The organism is Pseudomonas laurylsulfatiphila, assembly GCF_002934665.1.
Classification (GTDB): Bacteria; Pseudomonadota; Gammaproteobacteria; order Pseudomonadales; family Pseudomonadaceae; genus Aquipseudomonas; species Aquipseudomonas laurylsulfatiphila.
The window spans coordinates 511193-525905 of record NZ_NIRS01000006.1; the positions used below are offsets into that span (position 1 = coordinate 511193).

Annotated in this window: 15 protein-coding genes; all 15 read right to left on the reverse strand. The window is 60.1% G+C overall.

Features of this window, described 5'->3' with window-relative positions; all coding sequences use genetic code 11:
• Positions 1–79 precede the first annotated feature (79 nt).
• Positions 80–874, reverse strand: a complete 795-nt coding sequence (locus CD175_RS24560) for an amidohydrolase (protein ID WP_104450779.1) — start codon at positions 872–874, stop codon at positions 80–82.
• Positions 862–2010 carry a pyridoxal phosphate-dependent aminotransferase gene (locus CD175_RS24565; protein ID WP_104450780.1) on the reverse strand — a complete coding sequence of 383 codons (1149 nt, stop codon included), beginning with the start codon at positions 2008–2010 and terminating at the stop codon, positions 862–864. The genes CD175_RS24560 and CD175_RS24565 overlap by 13 nt, the downstream gene beginning before the upstream one ends.
• Positions 2011–2236: 226 nt before the next feature.
• Positions 2237–3706 carry a ribosome biogenesis GTPase Der gene (gene der / locus CD175_RS24570; RefSeq protein WP_104450781.1) on the reverse strand — a complete coding sequence of 490 codons (1470 nt, stop codon included), beginning with the start codon at positions 3704–3706 and terminating at the stop codon, positions 2237–2239.
• A 241-nt stretch (positions 3707–3947) separates the two neighbouring features.
• Complete coding sequence (gene bamB / locus CD175_RS24575; protein ID WP_104450782.1) at positions 3948–5099, reverse strand: outer membrane protein assembly factor BamB; 1152 nt, start codon at positions 5097–5099, stop codon at positions 3948–3950.
• On the reverse strand, positions 5092–5733 hold the full coding sequence (locus tag CD175_RS24580; RefSeq protein ID WP_104450783.1) for a tetratricopeptide repeat protein: 642 nt from the start codon (positions 5731–5733) through the stop codon (positions 5092–5094). Before CD175_RS24580 ends, bamB begins: the two co-directional genes overlap by 8 nt.
• A 41-nt stretch (positions 5734–5774) precedes the next feature.
• Positions 5775–7064 (reverse strand): histidine--tRNA ligase, encoded by a 1290-nt coding sequence (gene hisS / locus CD175_RS24585; RefSeq protein WP_007973994.1) that lies wholly within the window; start codon positions 7062–7064, stop codon positions 5775–5777.
• 37 nt (positions 7065–7101) lie between these two features.
• Complete coding sequence (ispG, locus tag CD175_RS24590) at positions 7102–8211, reverse strand: flavodoxin-dependent (E)-4-hydroxy-3-methylbut-2-enyl-diphosphate synthase (RefSeq protein ID WP_003185136.1); 1110 nt, start codon at positions 8209–8211, stop codon at positions 7102–7104.
• A gap of 3 nt (positions 8212–8214) precedes the next feature.
• Entirely contained in the window at positions 8215–9249 is a 1035-nt protein-coding gene (locus CD175_RS24595; protein WP_104450784.1) for a RodZ domain-containing protein, read from the reverse strand.
• Positions 9249–10007 carry a type IV pilus biogenesis/stability protein PilW gene (pilW, locus tag CD175_RS24600; protein ID WP_015093628.1) on the reverse strand — a complete coding sequence of 253 codons (759 nt, stop codon included), beginning with the start codon at positions 10005–10007 and terminating at the stop codon, positions 9249–9251. Before pilW ends, CD175_RS24595 begins: the two co-directional genes overlap by 1 nt.
• Before the next feature lie 12 nt (positions 10008–10019).
• Complete coding sequence (gene rlmN, locus CD175_RS24605; RefSeq protein WP_104450785.1) at positions 10020–11168, reverse strand: dual-specificity RNA methyltransferase RlmN; 1149 nt, start codon at positions 11166–11168, stop codon at positions 10020–10022.
• A gap of 28 nt (positions 11169–11196) precedes the next feature.
• The gene (ndk, locus tag CD175_RS24610; protein ID WP_007903599.1) at positions 11197–11622 is read right to left on the reverse strand and encodes a nucleoside-diphosphate kinase; all 426 of its coding nucleotides are present in this window, start codon (positions 11620–11622) and stop codon (positions 11197–11199) included.
• An 88-nt stretch (positions 11623–11710) separates the two neighbouring features.
• Positions 11711–11911 (reverse strand): Fe-S cluster assembly protein IscX, encoded by a 201-nt coding sequence (iscX, locus tag CD175_RS24615; RefSeq protein WP_007973999.1) that lies wholly within the window; start codon positions 11909–11911, stop codon positions 11711–11713.
• A gap of 14 nt (positions 11912–11925) precedes the next feature.
• Positions 11926–12267, reverse strand: coding sequence for an ISC system 2Fe-2S type ferredoxin (fdx, locus tag CD175_RS24620; RefSeq protein ID WP_015093626.1), 342 nt, complete (start codon positions 12265–12267; stop codon positions 11926–11928).
• A 2-nt stretch (positions 12268–12269) separates the two neighbouring features.
• Entirely contained in the window at positions 12270–14132 is a 1863-nt protein-coding gene (gene hscA / locus CD175_RS24625; RefSeq protein ID WP_104450786.1) for a Fe-S protein assembly chaperone HscA, read from the reverse strand.
• Between the two features lie 51 nt (positions 14133–14183).
• A complete protein-coding gene (hscB, locus tag CD175_RS24630) occupies positions 14184–14705 on the reverse strand; it encodes a co-chaperone HscB (RefSeq protein WP_007974002.1) in 522 nt (173 codons plus the stop codon).
• Between the last annotated feature and the right edge of the window lie 8 nt (positions 14706–14713).

The following is a 14713-nucleotide window of genomic DNA, read 5'->3' on the forward strand; positions in this document are numbered from 1 at the left end:
AGATCAAAAGATCGCAGCCTGCGGCAGCTCCTACAGGAGAATGCGATCCCCTGTAGGAGCTGCCGCAGGCTGCGATCTTTTATGAAGTGAACTCGAAGGTATCGGCATCCAGATTCGCCGGAAACCGTGTGCGATAAGCTTGAAGGTCTGCAGCATTCAGAACGACCTGAAACACCCCATCCGCCTCTCCTGCGCTAAGCAACGTCTCGCCCTGGAAATCCAGCACCTGGCTGTCACCGGTATAGGCAAAGCCCTTGCCATCGGTGCCAACGCGATTGACCGCCGCCACGTAGCACAGGTTCTCGATCGCCCGCGCCGGCAACAGGCGGTTCCAATGCTGACGCCGCGCACCCGGCCAGTTCGCGGTATACAGCAGCAGATCCGTGTCCTGAGCGTCACGACTCCACACCGGGAAGCGCAAGTCATAGCAAATCAGCGGCCGCACCCGCCAGCCCTTTAACTCGAACTGCACCTGGCGCTCGCCCGGGGTGTAGTGGTTATGCTCACCAGCCATGCGGAACAGGTGACGCTTGTCGTAATGCAACACCTCGCCATCCGGGCGTGCCCACAACAGGCGATTGCGATGGCTGCCGTCGGCGGCCTGGATGATCACGCTGCCGGTAATCACGGCATCAAGTTTTGCCGCCTGAACCCGCAGCCACTTGCTGGTGGGGCCGGTTTCCGATTCCGCGAGGGTCTCGGACTCCATGGAAAAACCGGTGGTGAACATCTCCGGCAGAATAATCAGGTCAGCGCCGCGAGCCTGCTCCAGCAATGGCTCGAAATGCTCCAGGTTGGCCTGACGGTCGTGCCAGGCCAGGGATGTCTGGATCAGCGCCACGGTCAGGTTCGGCAATGCACTCAGATCACGCATAGTTTTTCCGCCGCTTCTCGCAGGGTCTCCTCACGCTTGGCAAAGCACAGCCGCACCAAGCGCTGCCCTTCAGGCGGTGTCTGGTAGAACACCGAGATCGGGATACTGGCCACACCATGCTCGCGCGTCATCCACAGGGCCATCTCGACATCATTGAGATCCGGGCGGATCTGCGAGTAATCGACCAACTGGAAATAGGTGCCGGTCACCCGGGTGAAACTGAAACGCGACGGCGCCAGCAGATCGCAGAACAGATCACGCTTGGCCTGATAGAAGTCCGGCAGCTCTTCGACGTGCTCAGGATGCTCGGCCATAAAATCGGCCAAGGCATGTTGCAGCGGCGTCACACCACAGAAGTTGACGTACTGGTGCACCTTGCGCAATTCCGCCGTCAGGGCCGGCGGCGCGACCACGTAGCCGGTTTTCCAGCCGGTGACGTGGTAGGTCTTGCCGAACGAGCTGACCACGAAAGCACGCTGATACAGCTCTTCATGGGCCAGCACGCTGACATGGGGCACCCCGTCATACACCAGGTGTTCGTAGACTTCGTCGCTGATCACATAGATGTCGCGATCGCGGATCAAGGCGGCCAACTGATCGAGTTCGGCACGACTGATCAATGCGCCACTGGGGTTGTGTGGGGAGTTGAGAATGATCATCCGCGTGCGCGGGCTCAGTGCCTGGGCAAGCTTCTCGAAGTCGATACTGAAATCGTTCAAGCCCAGTTGTACGTGCACGCAACGACCGCCGGCCAGCTCAACCGAGGGCTCGTAGCTGTCGTATGCCGGGTCAAACACGATGACTTCGTCGCCGCTGTGGATAACCGCCTGAATGGCACAGAAAATCGCTTCGGTCGCGCCTGGGGTGACCGTCACTTCAGTATCCGCATCCACCTGCGTGCCATAGCTGCGGGCGATCTTCACCGCAATCTGCTGACGCAACACCGGCAGCCCGGTCATCGGCGAATACTGGTTGTGGCCACTGGCGATATGCCGGCCAACCGCATCGCACAGGGCCTGCGGGGCCGCGAAATCGGGAAAGCCCTGGGACAGATTGAGCGCGCCGGTCTGTGCCGCGAGCTGAGACATCTGCGTGAAGATGGTGATGCCGACATTCGGCAGCTTGCTGGTGATCATCGGTGGTTCCCTGCTCTACACCCGGCTCTACGGCGGCGCGGGGGAGTCCGAGGATAGCCCAAACGGCGCCCATAAAAAAAGGGCGCTCTGGTGAGCGCCCTCTTTCTGACCGGGCCTTGTAGGAGCTGCCGCAGGCTGCGATCTTTTGATCTTGTCTTTAAAGCAAAATCAAAAGATCGCAGCCTGCGGCAGCTCCTACAAAAGCGGTGGATCAAGCCTTCAGGAATCAGCGCTTGTCGCGGCGCTTCTTGTCGGCTTTCTTGTGGTGCGACATCAAACGACGCTTCTTGTTGACCTGACGGTCGGTGAGCGTGTTCTTGTTGCCTTCGTACGGGTTCTCGCCGCCCTTGAACTCGATGCGGATCGGCGTACCGACCAGCTTCAGGACACGGCGGTAAGTGTTTTCCAGGTAACGCACGTAGGACTTCGGCACCTTCTCGATCTGGTTGCCGTGGATCACGATGATTGGCGGGTTTGCACCACCGAGGTGGGCATAACGCAGCTTGATCCGGCGGCTGTTGACCATCGGTGGCTGGTGCTCGCTGACCGCATCTTCGAGGATCTGGGTCAGGCGGCTGGTCGGCCAACGGGTAACCGCAGATTTGAACGAGTTCTGTACCGACGCGTAGAGGTTACCCACGCCCGTGCCGTGCAAGGCCGAGATGAAGTGGATATCGGCGTAGTCAACGAAGAACAGCCGACGTTGCAGCTCGACCTTCACGAAGTCGCGCTCGCTCGGCGTCATGCCGTCCCACTTGTTGATCGCGATGACCAGCGCACGACCCGATTCAATGGCGAAGCCCAACAGGTTGAGGTCGTGATCGACCACACCTTCGCGGGCGTCCATCACGAAGATCACCACGTTGGCGTCTTTGATCGCTTGCAGGGTTTTGACCACGGAAAACTTTTCGACTTCTTCGTGGATCTTGCCGCGCTTGCGCACACCGGCCGTGTCGATCAGCGTGTACTTCTCGTCGTTACGTTCGAACGGGATGTAGATACTGTCGCGGGTGGTGCCGGGCTGGTCGTAGACGATAACCCGGTCTTCACCGAGCATGCGGTTGACCAGGGTCGACTTGCCGACGTTCGGACGACCGATGATCGCGATCTTGATCCCGTCTTTTTCGCTTGGGCCAGGAATGCGCTTGGCTTCCTCGCCTTCGGCGACGACTTCTTCCTCGCCTTCTTCCAGCTCGTCTTCGTCTTTCGGGAATTCACTCAGTGCCGCTTCCAGCAACTGGGTGATACCACGGCCGTGAGCACCGGCGATCGGGATCGCATGGCCCATGCCCAACGGGGCGAATTCGGCGCGGGCCATTTCCGGGTCGATGTTGTCGACCTTGTTGGCAACCACGTGGGAACGCTTGTTACGTTTGCGCAAATGCTCGGCGATCATCTGGTCGGCGGCGGTAAAACCGGCCTTGGCATCTACCAGGAACAGAACGACATCAGCTTCTTCGATGGCCAGCAGCGACTGCTCGGCCATCTTTTCGTCCATACCATGCTCGTCACCGGAGATACCGCCGGTGTCGATCAGAATGTAGGAACGCCCTTGCCACTTGGCCTCACCGTACTGGCGATCACGGGTCAGACCGGACAAGTCGCCGACGATGGCGTCACGAGTCCTGGTCAGGCGGTTGAACAAGGTGGACTTGCCGACGTTCGGTCGGCCCACCAGGGCGATTACGGGAACCATGCGGCTCTCCACTTCGTTATTTCAGAAAATACAAAAGCCGCTGCGAGGCAGCGGCTGGTGCTCGGGGCAACACTGCGCGCTTGTCTGTAGGAGCGAGCCTGCTCGCGATAAACGCAAAGGCACCGCGTTCATTCAGGACGCAAACGTTATCGTTGACGTCCATCGCGAGCAGGCTCGCTCCCACATTCATACCCACAAGTGAAGCAGCCTGGGGTGGTTAACCCCAAGCATAGTCAAACCTTTACTTGATGGTCAGGGCTTCCAGTTTGCCGCTGTTGCCATACACATAAATCGTGTCACCCACCACCAGCGGACGGGCACGCAGGCCGTCGCTGTCGATGCGCTCGCGGCCGACGAATCGACCGTCCACCTGACTCAGCAGGTGCAGGTAACCTTCCAGGTCACCGACTGCAACGTAGCTGGAGAACACTTCCGGGGCCGACAGTTGACGACGGGCCAGCGAATCGTTGCTCCACAAGGCTGTGGTGGAACGCTCGTCGACGCCTTCAACGGTACCCGAAGACAGGCTTACATAAACGGTGCCAAAGCCCTGGGCGACACCGGCGTAGCTGGAAGCATCACGCTGCCAGAGCTGACGGCCGCTTTGCAGGTCCAGAGCGGCAACGCGCCCCTGATAGCTGGCGACATACAGCGTCTCGCCCGACAGCAGCAAGCCACCGTCGATATCGACCACGCGCTCCAGCTCCGAACGACCTTGCGGGATCGCTACGCGCTGTTCCCACACCGGTACGCCGTTGGAGATGTCCACGGCAACCACTTTACCGGTCGACAGGCCAGCCACCGCGAGGCGATTGGTCACGATCGGTGCACTGGTGCCCCGCAGGGTCAGAACTGCAGGCGTGCTGTCGTAGATCCAGCGACGATTACCGGTGGAGGCATCCAGGCCGATCAGACGATCGTCCTGGGTCTGAACCACCACAACGTCACCGTTGTTGGCTGGCGGTGCCAGCACTTCGCTGGACACGCGAGCGCGCCACTTTTCTTCACCGTTGATCGCGTCCAGGGCAACGATTTCACCCTTGATCGTACCGATCGTGACCAGACCATAACCAACGCCGACAGCGCCGGAAACAGGCAGCTCGAGGTCTTTCTTCCACTTGACGTCGCCCGTGTGGCGATCCATCGCCATCAACACGCCAGTGACGTCGGCGGCATAGATGGTATCGCCATCGATGGCCGGAACCAGCATGTTGTAGGTTTCGCCCTGACCGTCACCGATCGAACGACTCCACTGCTTGTGCAGAACCACTTCTTCCTTGAAGTCGACCAGTTCGGCCGGAGGCAGTTCTTTTTTGCTGTTGCTGCTGCAACCCGCGGCCAAAATGGCCAGGGCCAGCAATGCTGCATGTTTCCAACGAATCACGTCACGCATCCCCTTTGGCCAGGTCGTCCAGCTTGATTTGCAGGCCACCGACCGCCGCTTCATCCGACAGTGCCGCCTTGGCTTTTTGATACGCCGCGCTCGCCTCGTCGCTACGACCCAACTGCACCAGCAGGTCGCCCTTGAGTTCTTCGCGAGTGGCCAGGAATGCCTTGTCGGCATCGCCTTCGAGCAACTTCAGTGCTTCGTCGGCCTTGTTCTGCGCGCCGAGTACCTGGGCCAGACGCTGACGGGCGATTTCGCCCAGCGCCGGGTTGGCCGGTTTGGCGACAATGGCCTTGAGCTCGGTGGCCGCGTCGTCCAGCTTGCCGCTGTCGACCGCTACCTTGGCCACGAACAGGCTGCCGTACTGCGCGTAGGCGCTGCCGCCGTACTCGCTGTTGAGCTTGCCGGCCAGGTCCGAAACACGGGCCGCATCAGGCTTGCCGTCAGGCGTGAGCGTGGTCTCGAGCAATTGCTGATAGAGAATCGAGGCGCCTTGCGACTGATTGCTCTGATACTTGTGGAACGCCTGCCAGCCGAACACGATGACCAGCGCCAACAGGCCGCCAGTAACCAGGGGCTTACCGTTGCGTGACCACCATTCCTTCAATTCCGCCACATGTTCGTCTTCGGTACTCGACACCCCAATACTCCTTAATCGCTAATTCGGCTGTTTAGACAGCTTCAACCCTGCACGACGCAGGTGGCCAGGTGCGCTGCAAGCGCATCCCAGGCAATGCTTTGTTGTTCGCCCTGGCCACGCAGGGGTTTGAAACCTACCACTTGCTGGGCCATTTCGTCGTCACCGAGGATCAGCGCGTACAGCGCACCGCTCTTGTCGGCCTTCTTGAACTGGCTTTTGAAACTGCCGGCGCCGGCATTCACTTGCAGGCGCAGGTTGGGCAACTGGTCACGGACGCGCTCCGCCAGGGTCAGCCCGGCGAGCTCGGCGGCTTCACCGAAGGCGCAGAGGTAGACGTCAACCTGCCGGGAGATCTCCTCCGGAATCTGCTCCAGGGTTTCCAGCAACAGCACTAGGCGTTCGATGCCCATGGCAAAACCAACGCCGGCGGTCGGCTTGCCGCCCATTTGCTCCACCAGGCCGTCGTAACGGCCGCCAGCGCAGACGGTGCCCTGGGCGCCGAGCTTGTCGGTGACCCATTCGAAAACGGTCTTGCTGTAGTAATCCAGCCCGCGAACCAGCTTCGGGTTGATCACGTAAGGAATGCCGGCAGCATCCAGGCGAGCCTTGAGGCCCTCGAAATGCACGCGGGATTCTTCGTCGAGGTAGTCGGCCATCTTCGGCGCATCGACCAATACCGCCTGGGTGTCGGCGTTCTTGGTATCAAGAACTCGCAGCGGGTTGGTTTTCAGGCGACGCTGGCTGTCTTCGTCGAGCTTGTCCATGTGCGCCGAGAGGTATTCGACCAGCGCTTCGCGATAACGGCCGCGGGATTCGCTGGTACCCAGGCTGTTGAGCTCGAGTTTTACGGCATCGCGGATGCCCAGTTCGCCCCACAGGCGCCAGGTCAGCACGATCAGCTCGGCGTCGATGTCCGGACCGTCGAGGTTGAACACTTCGACACCAATCTGGTGGAACTGGCGATAACGACCTTTCTGCGGACGCTCGTGGCGGAACATCGGGCCGATGTACCAGAGTTTCTGAACCTGGCCACCGCCGGTGATGCCGTGTTCCAGCACCGCGCGCACGCAGGCCGCCGTGCCTTCAGGGCGCAGGGTCAGGGAGTCGCCGTTGCGGTCGTCGAAGGTGTACATCTCTTTTTCGACGATGTCGGTCACTTCACCGATGGAGCGCTTGAACAGCTCGGTGAACTCGACGATCGGCATGCGGATCTGCTTGTAACCGTAGTTATCCAGCAGGCGCGAAACGGTGCCTTCGAAATGACGCCACAGGGGGGTCTGTTCGGGCAGGATGTCGTTCATGCCACGAATGGCTTGCAATGACTTGCTCACTTTAAATCCTTAAATTCGTTCGGCTCTTCAGTCAGGTTCAGCCGCGCGCAATTACGGCAGCGTCAGCTTCGACCTTTTCGGCCGCTTTCTGACGGATCAAGCGCTCAAGCTCATCCACCAGATTGTCATTCGTCAGTTTCTGCGACGGCTTGCCGTCGATGTAAATCAGGTTTGGCGTGCCGCCGGTCAAGCCGATATGGGCTTCCTTGGCTTCGCCTGGGCCGTTGACCACGCAACCGATGACCGCGACATCCAGCGGCACCAGCAAATCTTCGAGGCGCCCTTCCAGCTCGTTCATGGTCTTGACCACATCGAAGTTCTGCCGCGAGCAGCTCGGGCAGGCGATGAAGTTGATGCCACGGGAACGCAGGTGCAGGGATTTGAGAATGTCGTAGCCGACTTTCACTTCCTCGACCGGGTCGGCCGCCAACGAGATGCGGATAGTATCGCCAATCCCTTCGGCGAGCAGCATACCGAGGCCCACGGCGGATTTCACCGTACCCGAACGCAAACCACCGGCTTCGGTGATACCCAGGTGCAGCGGCTGGACGATTTCCTTGGCCAGCAGGCGGTACGCTTCGACGGCCATGAACACGTCGGAGGCTTTCACGCTGACCTTGAAGTCCTGGAAGTTCAGGCGTTCAAGGTGCTCGACATGACGCAAGGCAGACTCGACCAGCGCGGCCGGGGTCGGCTCGCCGTATTTCTTCTGCAGGTCTTTTTCCAGGGAACCGGCGTTCACGCCGATACGGATCGGGATCCCGCGGTCACGGGCGGCATCGACCACCGCGCGCACGCGGTCTTCGCGACCGATGTTACCCGGGTTGATCCGCAGGCAATCGACACCCAGTTCGGCGACGCGCAACGCGATGCGGTAGTCGAAGTGGATGTCGGCGACCAAGGGGACTTTGACCAGCTGCTTGATCTTGCCGAAGGCTTCGGCGGCGTCCATGTCCGGGACGGAAACCCGCACGATATCGACGCCGGCCGCTTCCAGGCGATTGATTTGCGCAACCGTGGCCGCGACATCGTTGGTGTCGCTGTTGGTCATGCTCTGCACAGCGATAGGCGCATCGCCGCCAACAGGCACGTTACCGACCCAGATCTTGCGGGATTCGCGACGTTTGATTGGAGATTCGCCGTGCATGACTTATTGACCCAACTTCAGGCGAGCAGTCTCGCCACTGGTGAACGGAGCGACATCGACTGGCTGGCCGTTGTAGCTGACCTGAGCGCCACGGGCAAAGCCCAGGCGTACGGAAAACGGTGGTTTACCATTGACTGCCAGGCTGTCGCCTTTGCGTTTGAGACCGCTGAACAGCACCTTGCCGCTACCGTCGGTCACTTGTGTCCAGCAATCGGAGGTGAACTGCACCTGAACCTGGCCTTGACCGGCCACAGGTGCGGCGGCGACTGGAGCAGGAACCGCAGCGGCTACCGGTGCAGTCACCGCAGGGACCGGGGCGGCAGGCGCTGCCGGAGCCGGAGTTGCCGGGGTCACCGGCGCTGCGACAACGGGCGCGGTAGTGTGCGCGGGTGCAGCTGGCGTGGTCGGCGCTGCCGGGGCAACTGGCGCAGTCACTTGAGCCTGTTCCGTTGCTTCAGCCGGGGCCTCGGCCTGTGGCAGCGCGAGAGCCGTGCCGCCTTCGGTCTGACCTTCCACGACGGCCTGGTCTTCCGGCTCGTCCAGCGGATGAATCTGTGTGGTACCGTCGGCGCCTTCGACTTCTACGTGCTCTGGTGCCAGACCGATCAGGTCCTTGGTGCGCATCGAGGTCTGATCCTGCCACCAGACGAAACCGCCACCGATCACCGCGACCAGCAACAGCAGGCTGACGATTCGCAAAATGGTGTGGGAAACCCGGACCGGCTCTTCGATACGACCCAGGCTGTGAACATTGCTGCCCTGGGAGTCGGTACCGGTGGATTGATCGAATTGCTGGACCAGAACGGCCTGGTCCATGCCGAGCAACTTGGCATAAGCACGAATATAACCACGGGCAAAGGTATGCCCGGGCAGCTTGTCGAACGCGCCGGCTTCCAGATTGCTCAAGGAAGTGGTGGTGAGGTTGAGCTTGAGGGCCACTTCGGCCAGCGACCAGCCATTGCTTTCGCGGGCCTGGCGCAAAGTCTCACCGGGGTTAACGCGATTCGCTGCTACAACTTCGGGATGCGCCGCTTTCATCATTGCTCCGACAGGTATTGCTGATATTCCGGCGTACCGGGATAGAGTCTTTTTAGTTGCAGGCCTTTACTTGCAGCCTTGTCGCGATCTTCGAACACGTTTGCCAGCCGAACGCCGAGCAATAGACTACGTGCATTTTGCTCGGAGAGCTGGCTGAAACGGTCGTAATAATCTCGCGCGGGCACATAATGCCTGTCTTCGTAAGACAACTCAGCCATTTCCAGCAATGCACGAGGTTGTTGCCGGTTCAGGCGCAGGGCTTTTTCCAGTTGCTGCTGGGCCAGATCACGCTGGCCGAGCATCGCAGCGGTCATGCCCAGGTTCTCGAACACCCGTGAACGCTCAGGATACAGGGTATCGGCAGCGGCTTGTTCAAAGCGCTCGTAGGCTTCCTTGTAACGTTTCTGCTCGAAAAGAAAACTGCCGTAATTATTGAGGATTCGTGCGTCGCCCGGACGGGAAGACAGTGCCTTGCGAAAATGCTCGTCGGCCAGCTCCGGCTCCATCTCGGCCTGGAACACCAGCCCCAGCGCCGCGTTGGCATCCGGGTCGGAGCCATCGAGTTCCAGGGCTTTTCTCAGCGGAACCTTGGCGCGCTCGGTCATGCCTTGTTGCAAATACCCGATACCGAGCTGCACGTATGCCTCACGCGCTTCATCACGGCCCTTGCTGGTCTTCATCGGGTTGTAATCACCCGAAAGCACGCAGCCAGCACACAGGCTGGCCAACAGCAAAAGCAGCGCAAAGCGCAGGGACATAGAGATCCTCTCTTAATTGTTGTTCGCAGTGCTCGAAGCAACATCGCTGTCGGCGTTCAATTCACGCACGGCGATATAACGCTCGCTGCGACGGGTGCGATCCAGCACCTGCCCTACCAATTGACCACAGGCGGCGTCGATGTCTTCACCACGAGTGGTGCGGACAGTGACGTTGAAACCGGCATGATGAAGCTGATCCTGGAAACGGCGAATGGCGTTGTTGCTCGGACGCTCGTACCCGGAATGCGGGAACGGGTTGAACGGGATCAGGTTGATCTTGCACGGGATGTTCTTGAGCAGCTCGATCATTTCCACGGCGTGCTCAAGCTTGTCGTTGACGTCCTTGAGCAAGGTGTACTCGATGGTCAGCACACGCTTTTCGCCCAGGGACGACATGTAGCGCTGGCACGACTCGAGCAGCATCTTAAGCGGATACTTCTTGTTGATCGGCACCAATTGGTTACGCAATGCGTCATTCGGTGCGTGCAGGGACAACGCCAGGGAGACGTCGATGTACTTGGACAGCTCATCGATCATCGGTACCACGCCGGAGGTCGACAGGGTCACGCGGCGCTTGGAAATGCCGTAGCCCAGGTCGTCCATCATCAGATGCATGGCCGCGACGACGTTGTCGAAGTTCAGCAGCGGCTCACCCATGCCCATCATCACCACGTTGGTGATGGCACGGTCGACGGTTGCCGGGACACTGCCAAAGGATTTGTTGGCAATCCACACCTGGCCGATGACTTCGGCGGCGGTGAGGTTGCTGTTGAAGCCTTGCTTGCCGGTGGAGCAGAAACTGCAATCCAGGGCACAGCCTGCCTGGGACGAAACGCACAAGGTGCCGCGTTTGCCCTGGGGAATGTACACGGTCTCGACGCAGCTGCCGGACGCCACGCGCACCACCCACTTGCGGGTGCCGTCGCTGGAGATGTCCTCGCTGACCACTTCCGGACCACGGACCTCAGCAACAGCCTTGAGCTTTTCGCGCAAGGCCTTGCTGACGTTCGTCATGGCATCGAAATCATCGACACCAAAGTGGTGAATCCATTTCATTACCTGACCGGCACGGAAACGCTTCTCCCCGATTGAGTCGAAGAATTTTTCCATTTCCTGTTGAGTCAGACCCAGCAGGTTAGTTTTTACAGTCGATGTAGTCATGGATTCACCTTCACTCTTAAGCCAATGCTTAGCGAGTGGTTACTTCAGTAGCTGCGAAGAAGTACGAGATTTCGCGAGCGGCAGCGGCTTCGGAGTCCGAACCGTGTACGGCGTTGGCGTCGATGGAATCAGCGAAGTCAGCGCGGATGGTGCCGGCAGCAGCTTCTTTAGGGTTGGTAGCGCCCATCAGCTCACGGTTCAGAGCGATAGCGTTTTCGCCTTCCAGAACCTGAACGACAACCGGACCGGAGATCATGAAAGCAACCAGGTCGTTGAAGAAACCACGAGCGCTGTGCTCAGCGTAGAAGCCTTCGGCTTCAGCTTTGGACAGTTGCTTCAGTTTCGAAGCTACAACGCGCAGGCCGGCTTTTTCGAAACGAGTGGTGATCTCGCCGATCACGTTTTTAGCAACGGCGTCAGGCTTGATGATGGAGAAAGTACGTTGAACAGCCATGGTGTAACTCCAGAAACGGTAATTTACGAAAAATTAAACCCGCGAATTATACGCGGGTTCTCGGGTATTGCCTAACCTGCGGCGTGGCTCAGTCGCGTTCTTCGATCCAGTGGGCCTGAATGGCCTCCAGGATCTTTTCGCCACAATGCTCAGGCATATCGTCGAAATCGGGTAATTCCATTACCCATTTGCGCAGATCGACGAAGTTGACCGACATAGGGTCCACGTCGGGCTTGCTTTCAGCCAGCTGGATCGCGATCTCCAGCACATCAGTCCACTTGAGTTTCATGACAATTCCTTGAATCAGTGCGGCGCTTCGGCGGCGTGGTTGAGCGAGTACTTCGGAATTTCGACCGTCAGGTCTTCGGTACCGACCTTGGCCTGGCACCCCAGGCGGGACTCGCGCTCAAGGCCCCAAGCCTTATCAAGGTAGTCTTCTTCCAGCTCGTCAGCCTCTTCCAGCGAGTCGAAACCCTCGCGGATGATGCAGTGACAGGTGGTGCAGGCACACACGCCGCCACAGGCGCTTTCCATCTCGATGTGGTGCTCATGGGCCAGCTCGAGGATGGAAACCCCCGTCTCAGCCTCAACAACCATGCCTTCGGGGCAAAACTTCTCGTGTGGCAGAAAAATGACCTGCGGCATCGTTATTCCTCAATCTCATTCAGGTTGCGCCCCGCCAGCGCGGCTTTCACCGTCGAGTCCAGGCGGCGGGCAGCAAAGGCGTCGGTCACTTGCGACAGACGCTTGGTCTGCTGCTCGATGGCGTAACCATCGGTACCTTTCATCAGTTCGGTCAATTCCTGCACCTGCAGGTCGATGACCAGGCGCTCTTCGGCGTCGAGCAAACGCTCGCCATCGGCCTCCAGAGCGGCCTGCACAGCCTCGATCAGGCGCTGGGCGTCGACCTGCTGCTCGCGCAGTACACGGGCAACCTTGTCGTCATTGGCGTGCTGGAACGAGTCCTTGAGCATTTTGGCGATTTCGCCGTCGGTCAGGCCGTAGGACGGCTTGACCTGAATGCTGGCTTCGACGCCCGAACCCAGTTCGCGAGCGGAAACACTGAGCAGACCGTCGGCATCGACCTGGAAGGTCACGCGAATCTTCGCCGCACCCGCCACCATTGCCGGAATGCCACGCAACTCGAAGCGCGCCAGGGAGCGGCAGTCGCTGATCAGCTCGCGCTCGCCCTGCAACACATGGATCGCCATGGCCGACTGGCCATCTTTATACGTGGTGAAGTCCTGGGCACGAGCGACGGGGATGGTGGTGTTGCGCGGAATCACCTTCTCCATCAGGCCGCCCATGGTTTCCAGGCCCAGGGACAGCGGAATCACGTCGAGCAGCAGCAGCTCGCCACCATCGCGCTTGTTACCGGCCAGGGTATCGGCCTGGATCGCAGCACCGATGGCGACCACTTGATCCGGGTCGATTTCCGTCAGGGGCTGACGACCGAACGCTTCGGCGACGGCTTCGCGAACGCGGGGTACGCGAGTCGAACCACCGACCATGACCACGGCGTGCACGTCTTCCAGCTCGATACCGGAATCCCGTACCGCACGACGGCAGGCTTTGAGGCTGCGCGCGACCATCGGCTCGATCAGCGCATTGAAGGCTTCACGGGTCAGCTCGGCTTTCCAGTCGCCATAGGCAACTTCAACGGCCGCCGCATTGGTCAGCGCTTCTTTGGCGGCACAGGCGGTTTGCAGCAGGTTGCGCTGCGTACCTGGATCGAGGTCGGCGGACAGACCGGCGCTCTCGATGATCCAGCCAGCGATCGCGTGGTCGAAGTCATCGCCGCCCAGAGCGCTGTCGCCGCCAGTGGCCAGGACTTCGAAGACACCGCCGGTCAGGCGCAGAATCGAAATATCGAAGGTACCGCCGCCCAGGTCGTAAATGGCGACCAGGCCTTCGGCATGCTGATCCAGACCATAGGCCACAGCGGCTGCGGTCGGCTCATTGAGCAAGCGCAGCACATTCAGACCGGCCAGCTTGGCCGCATCCTTGGTGGCTTGACGTTGAGCGTCGTCGAAATAGGCCGGAACGGTGATCACCGCACCCACCAGCTCACCGCCCAGGGTCGCTTCGGCGCGCTGGCGCAGGACCTTGAGGATATCGGCGGACACTTCGACCGGGCTTTTCGGGCCCTGGATGGTGTCGATGAACGGCATGTGCGACTCACCGCCGACAAAGCGGTAGGGCAGTTGCTCGCCCAACTGCTTGACGTCGGACAGACCACGCCCCATCAAGCGCTTGACCGACAGCACGGTGTTCAGGGGATCGGTGGCGGCAGCCAGCTTGGCGGATTCGCCAACCTCGACGCGATCGGCGTGATAGCGCACGGCAGACGGCAGGATGACCCGCCCTTGCGCGTCAGCCAGAGGCTCGGAAAGTCCACTGCGCAATGCAGCGACCAGCGAATTGGTAGTGCCCAAGTCGATCCCCACAGCCAGACGACGCTGGTGCGGTTGAGGACTTTGGCCGGGTTCGGCGATCTGCAGTAGGGCCATCGTTATCAGGACTTATCTGTATATCAGGCGTGCGACCGGAGCGGCACTGGGTTAATCGTCGAGGCGCTCTTCTAACTGGCGCACTTCGTAGGTGAGCTTGTCGAGGAACTGCATGCGCCGCATCAGGCGTTCGGCCCGTTCACGTTGCGCGGCATCGTTCCAGCAAGCTGCGAAGCTTTGGTTCAGTTCATCCTGGGCAGCCTTCAGGCGACGCTTGAAGACGGCAACGCCATTGAGATCGGCGCTGTCCTGCAGGTCTTCGAGCTCTTCACGCAACTCCATCTGCTGCAGAAGGAACTCCGGATCATGCACCGTGACCTCCAGCGGCAGCTCGCCACCATTCAAGGCGAGCAGGTAACGCGCGCGCTTGGGTGGACTCTTGAGCGTCTGATAGGCCTCGTTGAGGCTCGCGGATTGCTCCAGCGCCAGCCGCTGCTCGCGCTCGGAAGCGTCTGCAAAGCGGTCCGGATGAACGCCGCGCGCCAACTCACGGTAGCGCGTAGCCAGCTGATCGAGGTCCAGATCGAAACTCGGTTGCAGCTCGAATAAAGCGAAATGACAAGGAGTACCCACGACAAGCC